Origin of the sequence: Marinobacter flavimaris (assembly GCF_002933295.1) — a bacterium.
GTDB classification, from domain to species: domain Bacteria; phylum Pseudomonadota; class Gammaproteobacteria; order Pseudomonadales; family Oleiphilaceae; genus Marinobacter; species Marinobacter flavimaris.
Map to the genome: position 1 here is coordinate 466,333 of NZ_PSSW01000003.1, position 20,086 is coordinate 486,418.

Consider the following 20,086-nt stretch of genomic DNA (forward strand, 5'->3'; position numbering starts at 1 on the left):
GAGGAAAGATGCGAAAAAACAAGGTGTTGTCGGTGTTATGGCTGATACCGGCCAGTTGGTCGCTGTTGCGTACCATGTGGATGGTATTCATGCACGGCTTCCGCAAGCGGGAAACCGTGAACTATCCGGAAGAGGAGGTTTATCTGCCTCCCCGGTACCGGGGCCGCATCATACTCACCCGGGATCCGGACGGCGAAGAACGATGCGTGGCGTGCAACCTTTGCGCGGTGGCCTGCCCGGTGGATTGTATTTCCCTGCAGAAAGGTGAAAAAGACGACGGCCGCTGGTATCCGGAGTTCTTCCGCATCAACTTTTCCCGTTGCATTTTCTGCGGCATGTGTGAAGAGGCCTGCCCCACCTCCGCCATCCAGTTGACACCGGATTTCGAGATGGGCGAGTACCAGCGTCAGCAGTTGGTGTACGAGAAGGAAGATCTGCTGATCAACGGCCCCGGCAAGGACCACGACTACCACTTTTACAAGGTTGCCGGCATGGCTATCGCCGGCAAGGATAAAGGTGAGGCACAGAACGAGGAGGTCCCGGAGGATGTCCGTACGCTTTTACCCTGACCAAAAAAGGAACTACTGATGGAACTGGGATTCTACCTTAGCGGCCTGGTGGCGGTGCTGGCCACGGTCGGTCTTATCAGCGGCTCCAGTCCGGTGCATGCGGTGGTGTACCTGATTGTTTCGCTGATTGCCGTCGCCCTGGTGTTCTTCGCCCTGGGTGCGCCCTTTGCCGGTGCTCTCGAGATTATCGTCTATGCCGGCGCCATAATGGTGCTGTTCGTGTTCGTGGTGATGATGCTCAACCTGCGTCCGGAGGCCAAGCGGGATCCCCTGTGGCTACGTCCGGGCTACTGGCTCGGGCCGTCGCTGCTGGCTCTGGTGTTGCTGGTGGCGCTGGTGGCGCTGATCAGCGACGGGCAGGCAGGCATGACCATTGACGGTGAGCTGATAACCGCCCGGGACATCGGCCTCACCCTGTTCGGCCCATGGCTGATAGTGGTGGAGCTGGCCGCCATTCTGCTGCTGGCGGCGCTGGTGACGGCGTCCCACGTGGGCCGGCGCAACAAACCCCGGGGCAATCGCAACCGTGGAGGCACCCGATGACTGGTATCCCGATGGAGCATGGCCTGATCCTGGCCGTTATTCTGTTCAGCCTGGGGTTGGCCGGGTTGATGCTGAGGCGCAGTATGCTGTTCGTTCTCATGAGCCTGGAAGTCATGCTCAATGCCGCCGCGCTGGCCTTTGTGGTGGGCAGCACCGCCTGGAACCAGCCGGACGGGCAGGCCATGTTCCTGCTGGTCATCACCCTGGCGGCAGCCGAGGCCAGCGTCGGCCTGGCGCTGATGATACAGCTTTACCAGCGTTTCCGTTCACTTGAGCTGCACGAAGTCAGCAGGATGCGTGGATAATGATGGCTGCGACTTTACTGTCATTTCTGTTACCTCTGGCCGGTGCCATTGTTCTCGGCTTTTCCGGCGGGCGGCTGGGACCGCGGGCCAGCGCGGCCATTGGCGTGGGCAGCGTGGGGCTGGCCGCGCTGGCCACCGCCTGGGCGCTGCTGACCTTCTCCGGCGACAGCCAGGGCTTCACGCTCTGGACCTGGGTTTCCGTGGGCGAGTTCCAGCCGACCATGGGCGTGGTGGTTGATCGTCTCTCGCTGGTCATGATGTCGATCATCACCGGCGTGGGTTTCCTGATTCACCTGTTCGCTGTCTGGTACATGGTGGGCGAGGCCGGTATAACCCGCTTCTATGCCTGGATGAACCTGTTTGTGTTCAGCATGCTGGTGCTGGTGCTGGCCGATAACCTGCTGTTGCTGTTTCTCGGTTGGGAAGGCGTTGGCCTTTGCAGCTACGGCCTTATCGGCTACTACTATCAGAACGAAGCTAATGGGCGGGCGGCGTTCAAGGCGTTTATCGTGACCCGCACAGGTGACGTATTCCTTGCCCTGGGGCTGTTCCTGATCTTCGTGGAACTCGGCACCCTCGATATCGGATTGGTGCTGGAGCAGGCACCACGGGTCTGGGCCGAGGGGAGTGTCACTGCCAATCTTGCGGCCTTGCTGGTCCTTGGCGGTGCCCTGGGCAAGTCTGCACAGGTGCCGCTGCACACCTGGCTGCCGGATGCCATGGCAGGCCCCACTCCGGTGTCGGCCCTGATCCACGCGGCCACCATGGTGACCGCCGGCGTTTATCTGATTGCACGCCTGAACGGGCTGTTCCTGCTGGCACCGGATGTGATGTGGCTGGTGGGCATCATCGGAGCCCTGTCGCTGTTGCTGGCGGCCTTCGCGGCCCTGGCCCAGACTGACATCAAGCGGGTGCTGGCCTATTCCACCATGAGCCAGATCGGCTACATGTTCCTGGCGCTGGGGGTCGGGGCGTTTGACGCGGCCATTTTTCACCTGATGACCCACGCCTTCTTCAAGGCATTGCTGTTCCTTTCAGCCGGGGCCGTTATCATCAGTTGCCACCATGAACAGGATCTGAGCCGGCTGGGTGGGCTCTGGCGCAAACTGCCGGTCGCCTATGCCGGTTTCCTGGCGGGGGGCGCGTCGCTGGTGGCATTGCCGCTGGTAACCGCGGGCTTCTTCAGCAAGGACGAGATTCTCTGGCAGGCCATGGCCTCGGGCCACTACGGACTGTTCGCGGCGGGTCTGACCGGAGCCGTGCTAACCGGCCTGTACACGGTGCGGCTGATCCTGGGCATTTTTCATGGCCAGCCCCGCAGTGATCATGCACGCCATCCCCGGCCGGGCACCAGTCCCCTCAGGCATCACCTGCCTTTGGCAATCCTGGCCGTGCTTTCCACCTTCGTTGGTGCCTGGCTGTACCCGGGGCTTGAGGTGGTGTTCCCGCCGCCCCCCGATGATGCCACGAACGCCGGCCACACCCTGTTTCAGTTCCTGGCGACCGGAGCGGTGCTTGCTGGCCTGGCTCTGGCTGGCTGGCTGTTCCTGGCGCGGCGCCGGTGGCTTGACGCAAAGGTCGGTCGGGGCCTGGGGGCGCGGCTCTGGATCCTGTTCAACCGGGCCTGGGGCTTCGATGCCCTGTTCGACCGGACACTGGTCCGGCCCTGGCAGACCCTGGTACGCGTGCTGCGTTTCGACTTTATTAACCTGGGGATGAACCTGCCGGCCGTGATTGCCCGCCTGTGCAATGCGGGCCTGGTGCGGTCCCAGGACGGCCAGCTGCGGACTTACGCCAAAGTGATGGTATTCGGTGCCACGGTGATACTGGTTGGCCTGGTAATGACTCAGGGAGGTGGCGCATGATTCTGTTCTGGCTGATTCTGATTCCCTTCCTCGGTGGCATGCTGTGCTGGCACTCGGAGCGTTGGGGCGAACAGGCGCCGCGCTGGATTGCCCTGGCCACCATGCTGTTCGTGCTGGCGGTCAGCGTCGTGCTTTGGGCAGGCGGTGATTTCAGCGCCTATGGCACCGGCGAGAGACCGTGGCTGCTGGAGTGGCGAGTCCCCTGGATTCCTCGTTTTGGCATCGAGATTCATCTGGCTCTGGACGGCTTGTCGCTGATCCTGATTGCGCTGACCGGCTTTCTCGGTGCCTTGGCGGTACTTTGCTCATGGAAAGAGATTGTCGAGCGGGTGGGCTTTTTTCATCTGAATCTGCTGTTTGTTCTGGGTGGCGTCGTGGGTGTGTTTCTGGCGCTGGACCTGCTCCTGTTCTTCCTGTTCTGGGAAGTGATGCTGGTACCCATGTATTTTCTGATTGCCCTCTGGGGGCACAGCGGCTCCCCGGGGCAAACCCGGATTCGTGCCGCCACCCGCTTCTTCATCTACACCCAGGCCAGCGGCCTGCTGATGCTGGTGGCGATCCTTGCGCTGGTGTTCGTGCATTACACCAGCTCCGGCGAGATAACCTTCAGCTATGACGCACTGTTGAATGCCGACGTGCCCGACAATCTGTCCTTCTGGATTATGCTCGGGTTTTTTATTGCCTTTGCGGTGAAGCTGCCTGTCGTGCCTTTTCATGGCTGGCTGCCGGATGCGCACGCCCAGGCGCCCACTGCCGGCAGCGTGGACCTTGCGGGCATTCTGCTGAAAACCGCCGCCTACGGCATGCTGCGCTTTGCGATTCCGCTGTTTCCGGAACAGTCCCAGGCCTTTGCGCCGGTGGCCATGGCGCTGGGGGTCGTGGGTATTATTTACGGCGCGGTCCTGGCCTGCGGCCAGCAGGATATCAAGCGGCTGATTGCCTATGCCAGCATATCCCATATGGGGTTCGTGCTGATTGCCGTTTATTCGGGGTCCGAACTGGCGATCCAGGGCGCAATCGTACTCATGGTGGCCCATGCGTTCTCCAGTGCCGCTCTGTTCATTCTCAGTGGCCAGCTCTTTGAACGCATTCATACCCGGGATATGCGTCGCATGGGCGGGCTCTGGGGCCGCATACCGGTGTTGCCCGGCGTGACCTTGTTTTTTCTGGCGGCCTCTCTGGGGATGCCCGCCACGGCCAATTTCCTTGGCGAGTTCATGGTACTGTTCGGTACCTTCCGCAGCGCTCCGGTGGTGGTGGTCATCGCCAGCGCCGGGCTGGTGCTTGGCGCGATCTATTCACTGCTGATGATGCAGCGGGTGCATTTCGGTCGCGAACAACAACCGGGCCTGCTCGCGGGTCCGGATATGCGGGAGTACGGCATGATGTTGGCCTTGATCGGACTCACCCTGGCAGTGGGCCTGAATCCGCAACCCCTGCTTGATACCACGGCGTCAATGGTCCGGCCGGTGGCGGACCTGTTCATGGCGGGCCCGGTCCGGGCAGGAGGGATGAACTGATGCTGACCCTGATCGATCTTGTGGGGCTGCTGCCCCTGCTTATTGTCGCCTCGACAGCCGTACTGGTAATGCTGGGCGTCGCCTGGCGACGCCACCACGGTGGTACCGCGGCGGTCACTGTCAGCGGTCTGGCCCTGGCCCTGGCGAGCCTGCCGCTGGCCTCGGCCGCGCCCTCTTCGCCGCCGCTGATGATCTTTGACGGCCTTGCCCTCATGGGCAGCGCGCTGGTGTTGGTGAGCGGCCTGTTTATCGCCGCCATGAGCCATGGTTACCTGGCCGGCTACAGGGGGCCGCGGGAAGAGTTTTACCTGCTGTTGCTTTGCGCGGTAACGGGTGCCCTGGGCCTTGTGGCCAGCAACCACCTGGCCACCCTGTTCATCAGCCTTGAATTGCTGTCGATGCCTTTGTACGGCATGGTGGCGTACAGTTTCCGGACAGAACGGTCCCTGGAGGCGGGGATCAAATACCTCATATTGTCCGCCGCCGCCACCGCCTTTCTGCTGTTTGGCATGGCGTTGATCTATGCCCGCACCGGCCACCTTGAGCTGACGGCACTCGCCGCGGGGGTTGCTGGCAGTCCGGACCCCTGGATTCTGGGCGGCGCCGCACTGTTACTGGTGGGGCTGGGGTTCAAGTTGTCCATCATACCGTTTCACCAGTGGACACCGGACGTATACCAGGGAGGTCTGGCGCCGGCGACCACTGTGCTGGCCACGGTGAGCAAACTGGCGGTGTTTCTGGTATTGCTGCGGCTGGTACTGGTGGCCCCGGTCTTCGGCAGTGGATGGCTCCTTGGCCTGATCAGCCTGCTGGCTCTTCTCAGCATGTTCGGTGGCAACCTGCTGGCCCTGTTCCAGCCTGACCTGAAGCGCCTGCTGGGCTACTCTTCCATCGCCCATATGGGCTACCTGCTGGTGGCCGTTATAGTAGGTGGCCCCCTGGCGTTGGAAACCACCGGGGTTTACCTGTTCACCTATATTGTGGCCACCATGGGGGCGTTTGGCGTGATTATGCATGTCTCCGGCACCGGCAGTGGCGAGGATGCCTCCGGGTTGCACCATTACAGGGGACTGTTCTGGCACAGCCCCTGGCTGGCAGCATTATTGACTCTGAGCATGTTGTCCCTGGCCGGCATTCCGCTGACCGCCGGATTCTTCGGTAAATTCTATATCATCGCCCTGGGTGTGGAAGGCAGCCGGTGGTGGCTTGTTGGAGGGATCGTTATCGGCAGCGTTATCGGGCTGTTCTACTACCTGAGGGTGATCGTCACCCTGTATCTGCGCGAACCGGGTATGCAGCAGGCGGTGGCGGATGCCGGCCGGGGTCGGGTAGAGAAACTCGCCCTTCTGATTGTTGCCGTCTCAATACTGCTGCTGGGTATTTACCCGGTGCCGTTTATTGACTGGGTGGCGGGTCTCGCCTGGGCGGCCAGGCTTCTTTGACTTAAATCAGTATAGCCTCGGCTGGTTTCAGATTGTTCCCTATTTTCAGTGTCAGTTCAGTTGTGGGTGATTAACTGTCATTTTCAAGCCGAAGAACCGGAGCGATCCTTCTTCAGCTCACTGACGAGGAGGCGAAATGAATACGAAGTTTTGCAAAGTGACTGCGATCTTCTCCAGTCTGGACTTGAAGAAAGTAGAGGATGCGCTGATCGCGGCTGGTTTTTCCGGTATGACTGTGTCTAAAACCCATGGCCGTGGCAGATATAAAAACTACTATGCCAAGGACACCATGGCCGATTCCGTTCGCGTGGAGATATTCACGGAAGCCGAGCAGGCAGACGAGATCGTTGACCTCATTGCCCGGACGGTGCACAAGGGGCTTGCCAGCGACGGAATCATAGCCGTGCTGCCGGTGGAAGACCTGCTGCACATCCGTGACTTCAAGGAGGCCCAGTGATCGGGTATCGCTGTGTTTTATGTCTTTGTGACAAGGTGAGGGGAAGGCGGGTGCGGACATGATGGGCGTCAACGAGGCTGGGACTGGTATCGGAGCCATGATGTCAGACAACAGAAATGGCGCGGTCGAGATTGCCGGCGCCGGGCCGGCCGGGCTGGCAGCCGCCATCACACTGGCGCGCGCGGGGCGGTCAGTCATCGTGCATGAGGCCCGGGCCGAGGTGGGGCACCGCTTCAAACGGGACCTTCAGGGGTTGGAGAACTGGAGCACGCAGCAGGATGCCCTGGCGGTGTTGCAGGAACTCGGAATCACCACCGACTTCAAGCGAGTTCCATGCCGCCGGGGTACCGCCTTTGATGCCTGGGATTCCCCGTACGCCATTGAGAGCATTGAGCCGCTGTTCTACCTGGTGGAGCGTGGCTCCGGGCCAGACACATTGGACACGGCGTTGCTGAGACAGGCCAGGGAACTGGGCGTGCAGGTGCATTTCAAAAGCCGGCTGCGGCATGCCCGGGGCCCGGCCATCCTGGCGACTGGCCCAAAGGCCGCCGATGCCATTGCGGTCGGCTATCATTTCGATACATCCATGCCGGACGGTTTCTGGGCAATTTGTGATAACAACCTTGCCCCTAAAGGGTATGCCTACCTTTTGGTAATGGGAGGCAAGGGAACGGTAAAGAGTTGCATGTTTACTGGTTTCAGGGATGAAGCAAAGTATGTGGAGCGAACTGTCAGTGCGTTTCAGAGGCTGGCCGGCATGGAGATGATGAATCCTCAGCCGCACGGCGGTGTTGGAAACTTCCGGATCCCTGTAACCGCATTGTCCGGGGTGCACCCGGTAGCGGGTGAGCAGGCCGGTTTCCAGGATACGCTGTGGGGCTTCGGGATGCGCGCGGCCATCACCTCCGGCGTGCTGGCCGCACGCAGCCTGCTGCATGGTGACGACTACAACCGGCTTTGGCGAGAATCCCTGGAGCGTCCGATGGCGGCGGCGTTGGTGAACCGCGCGTTTTATGGGCTGCTGGGTAACCGCGGTTATCGCTGGTGCATGCGCCGCCAGGAAAACCATCTGGATGCGCGCGAGTTTTTGCGCCGTCTCTACCGGCCCACACTTGCCAGGCGTCTGCTGGCGCCGTTGGCGGGTTTGCATTTGCGGAGCCAGCGACGGGATATAAGCTGCAATCACGTCGACTGCGGCTGTGTCTGGTGCCGGCATGGCCGGGAGTGGCATACGTAATGCCAACCGTTCGCAAGGACTTCGGAGTTGAGTGATGGATGAGTCGATCAGTCACAGTGGAACATCGTATTATTGTGATCGTACTTGTCTACGTCTGGCAATGGTGGCAATCATCAATAGTGTAGTGTCGCTAACCGCCACACTCGTGATTGGTGTGGATGTGCAGTTGTCTGTAGGGCGGTTTATATGATGCCCGGGGCTCCGGCATTCATTGCTGGGGGTGATCGCGGCCCTGACGTCTGAGATCAAGCCAGCCTCTGTAGAGCCAACGCAAACCAAAGAGCGAGACTGTTGGAACGATAATCCACTGCGCTAGAGGGGCGATACCTGTGCCAAGGAAGGGAAACAGGGGCATAGAATCATTGTAGCTCCAGCGCTGGCCTGCGCCTGTGGCCCAGGCTTCAAAGACTATGGTTATAAGCAGACCGGTAGCAAAATACGCTCCTAAAGCATGGCGGCGCCACCGCCCCTGTATCCAAAAGCCATCTTTAGTTGCCGCTGCGGCGACGCCATAGGCAAATAGTGCAATATTGGCATCGCCGATTGCCGCCCGCGTGCACAGCCAGACGACCGCACCATGGGACGCCTCCATCATCCCTGTAAAGAAAGGCACCTGGATCATTTCCCAAAAAAAATGCAGCAAAAAGCTGACAGACCAGATTAAAAAAAACAGGAACCAGCCTCTACGTGATGGTCGACGTGAACAATGCATAATCTATCCAGCCAATCTACTAACTTCAGGCAGCCGAAGTTGAAATCGCAACCCTTCATCGCAGCGCCCTCCTGACCACCCGATATTTCGGAAATGGCCAGAACCGGTCCACCCAAAAACAACGGCAGCAGCAAGGAGATAACTCGTCGGTTCATTGCGGCCATCTCGATTTCATGCGCCAAATGGTCGGATTGCATGCTTGGCGCCCAGTATGCCTTTCAATAGTGAGCAATCATAGCACCTCTCCAAGAATGGGCGCTGGGGGCGAAATAGCCTCTTTGATGCGTCGTCAGGTCTGACAGTCTGACGGGTGGGGATGTCAGTACGAAAATCGGGAAAATGAAATTTAGCTGAAAATTCAGGTTCGTTTCAGTTGACCACTACAAGCTTTGTGCGTCAAGATTAAGTGCCGTTTAACTGGCACATCCATATTGAGGCAATAAATCGTTGTCGATATGAAAATTAAAATAAGGAGTTTCAGGTGAGCAAAATCTTCAAATCAATAAGCGCTCCGCTGGCGATAGCTTTAGTAGCAACACCGGCGTTGGCCGCGGAGCCGGTCGGGCGTGCGTCACCAACCGTAGAAGACCTGAAGGTTGAAATAAATCAACTGACGGCTGAAGTGGAAGAGCTCAAGAAAGGCGATTCCCCCTTCACGGTGAACGGTTATTACCGCCTGCAGGCGACCTCAGAAAGCCTAGATACGACCGACGATAACAGTACTGCTTTTGTTGACCAGCGCCTGCGTGCAAAGATCACCGGCGACCTCAACGATAACGTGAGCCTGGTTTGGTACGGTGAGGTCGATTCTCCCTGGGGTGAGAAGGGAAGCTGCCAGGGTGACAATTGCGGCAAACTCAGCGCCGACGGCGTTGGCGTTGAGACCAAAAATGCCTACGCTGAACTGAAGGTGCCGAACAGCGACTGGAAGGTGCGAGCGGGCATCCAGGGGTATGGCTTCGGCAAGTACGAGAGCTTTGTTACCAACGACGACATGAATGGCGTCTCCTTTGCGGGCAATGTTGGTATGGCCACGCTGACAGGTGGCTGGTTCAAGTGGGAAGAAAACGATAGAGATTCTGCGGACGACGTGGACTTCTACATGTTGAGTGCCGAACTTCATCCCAGCGAGGTTTTCCACTACGGCCTTACCGGAGCTCAGATCAGCAACAGCAGTCAGGCTGCTCTGAATGGTACGGCGGCTCGAACGGATGACAACTATTTCGGTGCCTACGCCGATTTTACCTATAACAAAATGGCCTATAGCGGCTCGGTACTTTACAAAAAGTCGTCCGGGCGTGACTCTGACGCAACAGATGGCGACACGTACATGTTGAATCTGTATGCCCAGAGGCATTGGGGCAATGCAAGCCTCAAGATTCACGGCATCTACATTCCGGCTGATGACAGCAGCAATGGTGCAGATCGCTTCGCGGCAAACCAGTCAGGCTGGGAGCTGAATAGCAGCAATCTGCAAATCTTCGGAACAGACTACTACTACAACAATGGTTCCCAGGGGGCCAAGTCAGTTTATGACGCAGCTTACCAGGGATATGGTCTGATGGGGCTGATGGTCTCGGGTGATCAGGAACTTTCCAACGACTACTACCTGAAGTACGGCACAGGATACTTCCGCGCTGCCGACGACGCGCCCGACAGCGCTGCTCAGGCCAACGGCTCAACCCTTGGTACTGAAGTCGCTGCTCAGCTTGGTAAAAAGTTTGCCGGCGTGTATGACATCAGCCTCCGCGGTTCTTACGGTTTCATGGGAGACTTCTACGGAGATGACCCGGAGGATACCTATAAGGTCGTAGCTATGGTCAATATCAGTTACTGATCAACGTGTAATTTCATGATCTGATACAACGGCCGGGCCTTAGTCCGGCCGTTTGTCATTGAGCCGAACATGCGGAAGGTCGGCAATGATTTTGACGAAATCCTCCAAATGAGGACACTAGCTGACCCACGCAAAGGGGCCAGCCTTTTCTACTGGGCATTATCGTACTAAAACCACCACCGGACGCCCGCCACGAAGCTGGAGGACTCGACGTCTTCCCCCTCGCGCTCACGAAGGTCCTCTGTGTTGCCCAGAAAGCGGGTGTAAGAAACACCCACGTAGGGCGCAAACTCCCTCGAAAAGTGGTATCTCAGACGGAGCCCCAGGCCCACATTATTGATGCCACTACCGACGCCCCACTCCTCAACATCGCTGAAGGCAACGAGCGTTTCGCCGCGGCCCTGCAAAATGAGCCTTTGGGTCAGCAGCCAGTCGTACTCGGCTTCAAGATCGTATGACACGTCACCGTCGTCGGTGACTCGGAGATTTGTGTCTACCTCAAACCAGTAGGGGGCAAGTCCCTGCAATCCAACAATGGCCGAATAGCGCTCCTTATTAGGGCTGGGGCCAAACGTTGTCTGGGCACCCAATCCTGTCTGTATATCCCAGAAGCGATCGAAGCGATAGCTGTACTGCACATCAAAATTTTCGATGTCGCCGCTGTCGCTGGATAGATCAGTCTCACCTTCCGTTTCGACCCAGAGCCGATTGCGATCTTTACCAATCCAGGCCTGGGCGTCCCACAGGGCCAATTCGTTGTCGCCGTCACGCTGGTATTCCATCCGGTCAAACAGAACCTGGCCAAACACCTGGTTGTCGTGTATCGGCAGCGTCCAGTCCGGTTCGGCCTGAACGCCAGTACCGGCGGCGCCGGCTCCCGAGGCAAGCGTTAAGGCTGAGGCACCCACAACCCACTTGATGCGATTCATCATAATGTTCATCCCCTATCCCGTTAAACGACCGACACGACACGAAACATGCCTGCGTCCATGTGGTACAGAAGGTGGCAATGGAAAGCCCAGTCACCCGGTGCATCCGCTGTGATCAGCGCGGATACACGCTCGCCGGGTTTGACGGAAATCGTGTGTTTGCGTGGACGATATTCACCTGCACCGGTTTCCAGTTCCATCCACATGCCATGCAGGTGAATGGGGTGATCCATCATCGAGTCGTTGACGAGGATCAATCGCAGGCGCTCGCCATGGTAGAACTTGACCGGGCCATCGACTTCAGAGAACTTTTTGCCGTCGAACGACCACATGTAACGTTCCATATTGCCGGTAAGGTGCAGTTCCACCTCGCGTTCGGCCGGGCGCTTGTCGGGCCAGCCCTCAATGCTCTGCAACTGGGAATAAGTCAGCACCCGATGGTTGGCTGTTTCAAAGCCTACACCAGGGTCATCCAGACGCGATTGCGGGCTGGAAGCCACCATGGCCGCCCCGGGACCGTGATTATCAGGGCCATGGGATATCGGCCGACCCGCCGTCGGGACCTCATTCATCGTTGCTTTGTCCGAGCTCATCTTGTTCATTCCCGAGTCGGCGCCATTCATCATCATTTGGCCATGGGCTTTGTCGTTGCTGCCTGACATCATTTCCATCTTGCCACCCATGTCCATGCCGCTGTCCATGTTCATATCGCCGTCCTTGCCCATGGCGCCCATGCTCATCGCGCCCATGCCCATGGCGGCCATACCGCGCTCGGTTCGCGGATACATGGGCGGTACTGGCGCCTCCATTCCCTTGCGGGTGGCTAACGTTCCGCGCACATACCCCGACCGATCCTGTGACTGGGCAAACACGGTGTGAGCCGTGTCGGTTGGCTGTACAATCACGTCGTAGGTTTCCGCCACGCCAATGCGGAATTCATCCGTTTCAACGGGTTGCACTGGTTGGCCGTCAGCGGAGATAACCGTCATCGGGAGTCCCGGGATACGGACATCAAAGAAGGTCATCGCCGAGGCGTTGATGAATCTCAGGCGAATTTTCTCGCCGGGACGGAACAGCCCGGTCCAGTTGCTGGCGGAAGGCGACCCGTTCATCAGGTAGGTATATTCAGAACCGGTTACATCCAGGATATCCCGGGGACTCATTCGCATTCTGCCCCACATGCCGGCTTTGCTCCACGCGGCATCCCAGCCCATGGTTTCGACGTCCTTGAAGAAGTCGCCAACGGTGCGCTGGTTGTAGTTGTAGTAGCCCTCCGCCACTTTCAGATTCCGGAATACGTCGTCGGGAGAATCAAAGGTCCAGTCGGAGAGGACCACAACGTATTCGCGATCGTAGGCCACCGATTCCGGCTCGGCAGGATCAATGATAATCGGCCCATAATGGCCCAGCTGTTCCTGAAGGCCAGAGTGGCTGTGGTACCAGTAGGTGCCGTGCTGTTCGACCGGAAAACGGTACTCAAACGTTTCGCCGGGCATGATGCCGGGAAAGCTGACGCCAGGAACGCCATCCATCTGGTACGGCAGAATCAGACCGTGCCAGTGAATGGATGTTGCCTCCGGTAGCGTATTGGTGACACGCAAGATTGCCTCGCGCCCCTGTTTGAGGCGCACCAGAGGCGCTGGCAGAGTGCCGTTGATGGTGATGGGCTGTTCCGAGACTGTGCCCCCTATCTTGAGAGGTGTTCTCGCGACGGTCAGGTCGTAGATGTCAGCGCCATTACGCACGGTGTGAAATGCGTTCGTGTTGTCCAGTTGTCCTCTAGCATAGGCCGGCAACAAGCTGTCGAAACCGGCAAGAAGTCCCATCGTGGCAGCTCCTTGGATAAGGCGCCGCCTGGACATACCTGCATAGAAATGTCTATCGCTCATAGGTTGCTCCTAAAACCATGTATATACAGCTTCTTGCGTTCGTGACTCGATTATTGATGCTACCCGGTGCAACTGAAATCAAACTGAAAAGACGACCGGTAACCCCCCATTTTTAACGGGTTGCTGTTTTTCTGGGGAGTTGCCGTTACTGGTAAAATCCATGGCAGACTGGCGAAACTTTCCCACCACGAAAAACGGCGCTTACAAATGAAAATTCTGATTGTTGAAGACAATGCGGTACTTGCCAAAAAAATATCGGACTGGCTTGCGCAGGCGCACTACACAGTCGATGTCGCCAAAACCGGCAAAGAAGCAGACTCGTTGATTGAAACAAGCTCCTACCAGGCCGTTATTCTCGATATCGGACTGCCCGATGAAAATGGACTGTCTTTAATGCAAAGATGGAGAAAAAACGGGAAAAAAGAGGCCATCCTTATTCTGACCGCACGCTCCAACTGGACTGAGAGAGTAGAAGGGTTGAACGCGGGTGCCGACGATTACCTTCCCAAACCGTTTGAGTTTGATGAACTGAAAGCCCGGCTCAATGCAATTATCCGAAGGAAGGATGGCAGAACAACAGATCAAATCAGTGTCGACGGATTTCGTCTCAACGCCAGCTACCGAACGCTGACCACGCCCGACCAGAAAGAGTTCAGACTGACAGCCACTGAATTCCGCCTTTTGCAGTGTTTCCTGCGTTCACCAGACAGGGTATTTTCACAGGATGAACTGGTTGAAACCCTCTACAACATTGAAAGATGTCCCACCAGGAATGTTGTTCAGGTCTATATAGCCAGGCTCAGAAAAATAATAGGGGGCAATAAAATCAAGACTTTGCGTGGCCAGGGCTACTTCTTCGAAAAAGATCCTACTGGCTGAACGCCCGAACGAACCAGGTCAACATATGCCAGCTCCAAAGAGTATCCGAAGAACAGCCATTCAGTATGGGGCTGTTTTCAGCCTCGTCTATTTCACCCTGATATTCTTTTCACATGCCTACGTGATAAAACAACTATCGGACGAGTCCAGGAAACAACACCTGAGTAAAGAGCTGGAAAACTTTCAGGCAATCATTGAAGCCGAGTCCCCGACAACTGACGACCTCAGGAACATGATCCATCAGTTTGAAATGCTTCTGGGGCATGCCATCATCATCGAAACGGCAGGCGGGAGCGTCCTGACGGGCAACAACTTTGACCTGAGCCAAATGCAGGGCGTTGTGGATAAGCCCGAGGGTTTTATTCACATAGCGCAGGGCGCGAACACGCTTTTTGGGCTTAGACGTACGTTCACTGCTACTGGAAAGCTGGCCTCAATCACCGTTCTTGAAACCGAGGGGGCGCTCTCTGAACGACCGCTGAAGGCCCACCTGACATTGCTCGGTGCCTCGGCCGTTCTTCTGGCGATACTGCTGGCACTGATTGGAACCACCACACATCTGACGTTAAAGCCCATCAGTAGGATAAAAGAGGACCTGAGACGGCTCCAATCCGGGAAACAAAGTCGTCTGAACCCTCACGTGCCGGAAGAGTTTCGTCCGCTGATCCGGCAGCTCAATGATTTGCTCGAGCTGTCAAACCGGCGGCTGGACCGCCACCGCCGCCTGAATTCCGATCTCTCTCACCTGGTCAAAACCTCTATTTCTGCCAATCTTGCCATTTTGTCGGATATCGATACCTTGCCTCCGTCCCGGGAGGATGTTGTGTTTATGGCCTCTAACTTGCGGGAGCTTGACAAATCCCTGAAATACCGGATGAGCAAAGCAGACATATCAGGCAGACAGATGGGACGGACGTGCATGCCGGTGAAAATCACGGCAAGTGTCATCACCGTTATGGAAAAAATCTTCCCTGACACGGTTTTTCGCCTCCACACCAACTTACCTGAAAACTTCAGCTGGCCAATGGAGCGACAGGATCTTTCAGAGCTACTTGGCAATTTACTCGAAAATGGCGGGAAGTGGTGCCAGACAACCGTCGACGTTACAATCGCCCGCACGTCATCAGGACTCTCCATAGAAGTAGCGGACGATGGCCCCGGAATTTCTCCCGAGGCGGCAGCCACTGTCATGAACAGGGGTACCAGGCTGGATGAAACGGTCGCCGGTTTCGGGCTCGGATTGTCCATCGTGTCCGAGATTGTCGAAGACAACCTCGGACAGATGAACATGGGTACCTCAAAAAACGGAGGAGCCAGCATTGTCATTCTACTGCCACTTCCGGATTAGAAAACCTCCAGAAAGGCAACCGTCGATGACGCAGCGCGGCTTCTCCCATTTTTTACCGTTGGATATCACTCACCTTGGCTCTTGAAAAGCGACCGAACAGAACCGGCAAAACAAAGAGTGTCAGGAAAGTTGCAGTCACGAGACCACCAACAATCACGCTGGCCAGTGGCTTCTGGATTTCCGCTCCCACGCCCGTCGACAACAGCATCGGTATCAAGCCGAGCGCCGAGGTTATTGCTGTCATCAAGACAGGACGTAAACGGGAGACGGCACCTTCAAACACCGCGGCATCCACGTTCAACCCATCCTGTATTCGCTGATTGATGCTTTCGACCATAACGACCCCGTTAAGCACCGCCACACCAAACAGTGTGATAAATCCAACGGAACTGGGCACTGAAAGATACTGGCCGGAGACCCAGAGCGAAAAGACACCACCAATTACGGCAAGCGGCACGTTGACCAGAATCAACAGCGCTTGACCAACCGAACTGAAAGCGAAGTAGAGCAACAGCGCAATCAGCCCCAGAGATACAGGTACCACAATGGTCAATCGTTTCTGAGCTCGCTGCTGGTTTTCGAACTGACCACCAATATCCACCGAATAGCCGGGGGGAAGGTTCACTTCTGACGCGATGGTATCCTGAATATCGGCAACCACACTGCCCATGTCACGACCCTGCACATTGGACTGAATGACCACACGGCGCTGAACGTCGTCGCGGCGCACCTGGGGCGGGCCGGACTCAATAGACACATCGGCCACATCACCGAGTCTCACCCAGGCTCCGGAAGGCGCCTGCAACCTGAGATCAGCAATGGCATCCCGGTCTTCCCGGAAACGTTTGGCCAGGCGCACATAGATATCGTACCGCTCATTTCCGTTGATGATCTGGCCCGCGGCGGCACCACCCAGTCCGTCCCGGACGACACTCATCACATCAGACACGGCGAGTCCGTACCGGGAAAGTGCCTGACGGTCTGGCTGAACCACCAACTGCGCTTCACCGGCAATCTGCTCCATGGCCACGTCCCGGGTCCCCTGAACAGTTCGGACCGCCGCTTCGATCTGTTGGCCTTTCTCGGCCAGCACCTTGAGATCCGGGCCAAAGAGTTTGATGGCCAACTGCGCGCGGACACCAGACAACAATTCGTCAACCCGAGTTGCAATAGGCTGAGAAAAGTTAAACAGTAGCCCCGGGTGCTGTTCGAGCTTCGCCTCAAACAGGGCCTGCAATTCATAGCGATTACTGGCGCTGGTCCACTCGGCTGTTGGCTTGAGGCCAATGTAGATTTCGATGTTGTTGACGGGCTCCGGATCGCCGCCTATTTCCGGTCGGCCCGCCCGGGACAGGGCGTAGGTCACCTCTGGAAACTCCATCAGCATGGCCTCCAGTTTCGGCGCCACTTCAAGCGCCGTATCGAGGCTTGATGAAGGGGCCAGGGTCACCCGGAGGTTAATCGTGCCCTCTTCCAGTTCAGGCACGAACTCCGTGCCCAGTCGTGGAACAATCAGCGCCGCCAGTACAACAAGAACCGCCGCCGCGCCAACAACCACGCGGCTATGCTTCAGTGACCAGGCAAGCCCCATGCGATAGAGCTTTTCCAGGGGTTTTAGAATGAAGCTTTCCCGCTCCCGGATACCCTTACGGAACATGTATGACGCCAGCGCGGGGACAACCACCAGAGCGACGATCACCGCCGACACGATAGCCAGCATGATGCTGATTGCCATTGGCTGGAACAGCTTGGCTTCCACACCTTCAAAGCTGAACAGAGGCATGAAAACGACCAGGATAATCGCCGTCGCGAAAAAAATCGGCCGCGCCACTTCCCGGCCGGCTTCCTGGAGACGAAGGGCAATGCCATGATCATCGTGTGACGCGTCCAATGGATCGGGGTCATCTCCAGCCAACTCATCCCGATGGGCGTCATGCTCAGCATCAGGATGGGTCAGATGCTTGAACATGTTCTCAACCATAACAACAGAGCCATCCACCAGCATGCCGATTGCCACAGCAATGCCGCCCAGAGACATCAGGTTGGCCGAGAGACCGAACCAGGCCATGATCATCAGGGCAATCCCGATGGAAATTGGTATTGAAAGCAGCACGAGCGTTGTTGCCCGCAGATTCATCAGGAACAGGGCAAGCACGATCGCAATAAACACAAAAGCCAACAGAAGCGCATTGGTCACCGTCTCTACGGCCTTGGTCACCAGATCCGCCTGGTTGTAATAGGGCTCGAAACGAACCCCACTCGGAAGCGCCTGATTTATGCGATCAACGCGGGCCTCGATGCCGTCGATGGTCGCTTTTGTGTTGGCCCCCATTCGTTTGAGTACAATGCCGGAAACCACTTCACCCAGTTGTTCAACCTGACCGTCTTCACCCTTCCGGGTCATGGTCACCGCACCCTGACGAATCTCAGTGCCCAGCGTCACCTGAGCGACGTCGCTCACGGTCACCGTAATGCCATCACTGGTTTTCACGGGTACTTGTCGGATCTGCTCCAGGCCCTCCTCGCCACTGTCCAACCAGCCCATACCACGGATAACCAGTTGCTCCTGCCCGCGGCCCATGTACCAACCGCCGACATTGGAGTTGTTGTTCTCCAGAGCTTCCATGATGTCGTTCTGTGATAAGTCATAGGACAGCATCCGCGCCGGGTTCAGGTTGACCTGGTACTGGCGAACCTCTCCCCCAAACGACAGGATCTCCGTAACCCCTTCAGCAGGTATCAGCAACAGCTTGACCAGCCAGTCATGCAGGCTGCGTAGTTCCATTGCGTCGTACCCCGAATCCGGGTCCGCTATCAGCAGGTACTGGTAGACCTGGCCGAGACCGGACGTATTCGGGCCCATTTCAGGCACCCCGACGCCATCCGGAATCAGCTCCCGCGCGGCCTGTAACCGTTCGAACACCAACTGGCGCGCGAAATAGATATCCGTGCCCTCTTTAAAGACCACGGTGACACCGGACAACCCGGTTTTGGAGATGGACCGAACCTCCTCGACATCGGGCAAGGCATACATCACCGCTTCGATTGGATAGGTGATCAGTTGTTCGACTTCCTCGGCCGCTAGTCCGGGCGCCTCAGTATTAACAGCGACCTGGACGTTTGTAACGTCAGGGAAAGCATCAAGATTCAGTTTTGGGATCTGAAATGCGGCCGTGGAGATAAGCACAGCGAGTGCAATAAGAACCAACAGGCGGTTCTGAACCGCCCAGTCGACTACTCGGTTGAACATAATGGCTCCCGGAATCAGTGGTTGTGCGGATCAAAGCCGCCTTTGGCAATCTCAGAGGCCACAAAAAATGCGCCCCGCAAAACGACTCGTTGGCCCGCAGCCAGGCCGGAAACCTCACGGAGCCCGCCAATTGAGCGGCCCAGTTCCACTTCCACGGGTTCATACTCGCCTTCGGCCTCTTCCACATAGACCGTCCAGTCGCCGTCCGCGCCACGCATCAATGCAGTCTCCGGCACGGCAAGCACCGGCTCGCTGGTCTTAAAACGAAAATACACATCTGCGAACATTCCTGGATGAAAACGATCTTCAGGATTGTCCAGCTCAAGCCTGACAATCCGCGTGCGGGTCACAGGATCAATGGTGTGGGCTTCCTGGGACACCGTTGCCACGCCCACACGACCCGCTGCCCTGACTTCGGCTTCCGCGCCCTTCTCTAGAACAATGTCGGAGCTTGCTGGCAGATGGGCTTCTACCCAAAGCTCACTCTCATCAGCAAGAGTCACCAGCGGCTGGCCAGCCTCAACTCTTTGTCCTTGCTCAAACTCATCGGTCAGTACTGCACCATCCACGCGAGCCCTGAGCATGTATTCACCGAGACTATCCACCCCGCTGGCCTTCAACGCACCAATGTCATCATCGTTCAGCCCGTAAGCAAGCAGAGTCGCCCTTGCTGCTTCAATGTTGGCTTTCGCTGTATTGAACCGCTGATCGCCAACCACGGAACGACCCAGCCCGCTGATTCGCTTCCATTCAGGAAAAGCTTTCCTGTAATCCGCCTGCGCCTGTGCCACCGTCTCACTGAACAGGGTTACCAGCGGCTGGCCCTTGGTTACGTGCTCACCCAGTTCCACGTGACGCCGCAGCACCACTGAGGCAACCCGGGGGGACACGTGATAGCTGGTATAGCCGTTGGTCAGCAGCTCACCGGGAGCGTAGATTTCATAGTCAACGTGCTTGCTTTCGAGGGTTGCTACTTCAATGCCGGCGAGCTCTTTCTGTTTGGCATTGATGCTTGCGGTGGCCGCTTCTTCATGGCCACCGTTCTCGTCTTCGTGGCCGTGCCCCCCTTCCTCTTCATGATCACCTTCCTCCTCATGCTCACCTTCCTCCTCATGCTCACCTTCTTCACCATGATCTTCCTTATACTCGCCCTCCTCACCGGTGACTTCCTGATGATCGTCGCCACTGGCAGCATGATCATGACCGGCTTCCTGATGAGCATCTTCCTCTGCCTGTACAAAAGAAAGTGGGGCTGTAAGCAACGTCAATGCGAATACAGAAATCAGAGTTTTTTTCATAATGAA

Annotated in this window: 16 protein-coding genes; 11 read left to right on the forward strand and 5 right to left on the reverse strand. The window is 57.2% G+C overall.

Going from position 1 to position 20,086, the window contains the following annotated elements; genetic code table 11:
- The first annotated feature begins 8 nt into the window (after window positions 1-8).
- From nuoI to MDHKLMBL_RS08260, 8 genes are all read left to right on the forward strand, one after another.
- Window positions 9-569: an NADH-quinone oxidoreductase subunit NuoI gene (gene nuoI, locus MDHKLMBL_RS08225; RefSeq protein ID WP_039881756.1), complete on the forward strand. Its 561-nt coding sequence runs from the start codon at window positions 9-11 to the stop codon at window positions 567-569.
- Window positions 570-587: 18 nt separating this feature from the next.
- The gene (gene nuoJ, locus MDHKLMBL_RS08230) at window positions 588-1,112 is read left to right on the forward strand and encodes an NADH-quinone oxidoreductase subunit J (protein WP_008169466.1); all 525 of its coding nucleotides are present in this window, start codon (window positions 588-590) and stop codon (window positions 1,110-1,112) included.
- Entirely contained in the window at window positions 1,109-1,417 is a 309-nt protein-coding gene (gene nuoK / locus MDHKLMBL_RS08235; protein WP_008169467.1) for an NADH-quinone oxidoreductase subunit NuoK, read from the forward strand. The genes nuoJ and nuoK overlap by 4 nt, the downstream gene beginning before the upstream one ends.
- Window positions 1,418-1,419: 2 nt before the next feature.
- Window positions 1,420-3,282: an NADH-quinone oxidoreductase subunit L gene (gene nuoL / locus MDHKLMBL_RS08240; protein ID WP_104270592.1), complete on the forward strand. Its 1,863-nt coding sequence runs from the start codon at window positions 1,420-1,422 to the stop codon at window positions 3,280-3,282.
- On the forward strand, window positions 3,279-4,802 hold the full coding sequence (gene nuoM / locus MDHKLMBL_RS08245) for an NADH-quinone oxidoreductase subunit M (protein WP_104270565.1): 1,524 nt from the start codon (window positions 3,279-3,281) through the stop codon (window positions 4,800-4,802). Before nuoL ends, nuoM begins: the two co-directional genes overlap by 4 nt.
- Complete coding sequence (nuoN, locus tag MDHKLMBL_RS08250) at window positions 4,799-6,244, forward strand: NADH-quinone oxidoreductase subunit NuoN (protein WP_413540213.1); 1,446 nt, start codon at window positions 4,799-4,801, stop codon at window positions 6,242-6,244. The genes nuoM and nuoN overlap by 4 nt, the downstream gene beginning before the upstream one ends.
- 136 nt (window positions 6,245-6,380) lie before the next feature.
- Complete coding sequence (locus tag MDHKLMBL_RS08255) at window positions 6,381-6,701, forward strand: P-II family nitrogen regulator (RefSeq protein ID WP_092031077.1); 321 nt, start codon at window positions 6,381-6,383, stop codon at window positions 6,699-6,701.
- Window positions 6,702-6,801: 100 nt separating this feature from the next.
- On the forward strand, window positions 6,802-7,938 hold the full coding sequence (locus tag MDHKLMBL_RS08260) for an NAD(P)/FAD-dependent oxidoreductase (RefSeq protein ID WP_158254278.1): 1,137 nt from the start codon (window positions 6,802-6,804) through the stop codon (window positions 7,936-7,938).
- A 208-nt stretch (window positions 7,939-8,146) separates the two neighbouring features.
- Here the strand turns inward: MDHKLMBL_RS08260 and MDHKLMBL_RS08265 are convergent, their stop codons facing one another.
- Window positions 8,147-8,650 (reverse strand): hypothetical protein, encoded by a 504-nt coding sequence (locus tag MDHKLMBL_RS08265; protein ID WP_104270567.1) that lies wholly within the window; start codon window positions 8,648-8,650, stop codon window positions 8,147-8,149.
- Window positions 8,651-9,131: 481 nt separating this feature from the next.
- Between MDHKLMBL_RS08265 and MDHKLMBL_RS08270 the strand changes: the two genes are divergently transcribed.
- The gene (locus tag MDHKLMBL_RS08270; RefSeq protein ID WP_104270568.1) at window positions 9,132-10,487 is read left to right on the forward strand and encodes a hypothetical protein; all 1,356 of its coding nucleotides are present in this window, start codon (window positions 9,132-9,134) and stop codon (window positions 10,485-10,487) included.
- A gap of 167 nt (window positions 10,488-10,654) precedes the next feature.
- Here the strand turns inward: MDHKLMBL_RS08270 and MDHKLMBL_RS08275 are convergent, their stop codons facing one another.
- Window positions 10,655-11,428: a copper resistance protein B gene (locus MDHKLMBL_RS08275; RefSeq protein WP_063744308.1), complete on the reverse strand. Its 774-nt coding sequence runs from the start codon at window positions 11,426-11,428 to the stop codon at window positions 10,655-10,657.
- An 11-nt stretch (window positions 11,429-11,439) separates the two neighbouring features.
- Window positions 11,440-13,278, reverse strand: a complete 1,839-nt coding sequence (locus MDHKLMBL_RS08280) for a copper resistance system multicopper oxidase (RefSeq protein WP_274540923.1) — start codon at window positions 13,276-13,278, stop codon at window positions 11,440-11,442.
- A gap of 234 nt (window positions 13,279-13,512) precedes the next feature.
- Here MDHKLMBL_RS08280 and MDHKLMBL_RS08285 point away from each other — a divergent pair, with 234 nt between their 5' ends.
- Both MDHKLMBL_RS08285 and MDHKLMBL_RS08290 read left to right on the forward strand, forming a co-directional pair.
- A complete protein-coding gene (locus MDHKLMBL_RS08285) occupies window positions 13,513-14,184 on the forward strand; it encodes a response regulator transcription factor (RefSeq protein WP_104270570.1) in 672 nt (223 codons plus the stop codon).
- Window positions 14,144-15,532, forward strand: coding sequence for an ATP-binding protein (locus tag MDHKLMBL_RS08290; protein WP_241956198.1), 1,389 nt, complete (start codon window positions 14,144-14,146; stop codon window positions 15,530-15,532). The genes MDHKLMBL_RS08285 and MDHKLMBL_RS08290 overlap by 41 nt, the downstream gene beginning before the upstream one ends.
- 52 nt (window positions 15,533-15,584) lie before the next feature.
- On the opposite strand, the gene MDHKLMBL_RS08295 is transcribed toward MDHKLMBL_RS08290, so the two are convergent.
- Together MDHKLMBL_RS08295 and MDHKLMBL_RS08300 are read right to left on the reverse strand one after the other, a co-directional pair.
- Window positions 15,585-18,782, reverse strand: a complete 3,198-nt coding sequence (locus tag MDHKLMBL_RS08295) for an efflux RND transporter permease subunit (RefSeq protein ID WP_104270572.1) — start codon at window positions 18,780-18,782, stop codon at window positions 15,585-15,587.
- 14 nt (window positions 18,783-18,796) lie between these two features.
- Window positions 18,797-20,080, reverse strand: coding sequence for an efflux RND transporter periplasmic adaptor subunit (locus tag MDHKLMBL_RS08300; RefSeq protein WP_104270573.1), 1,284 nt, complete (start codon window positions 20,078-20,080; stop codon window positions 18,797-18,799).
- Window positions 20,081-20,086 lie beyond the last annotated feature (6 nt).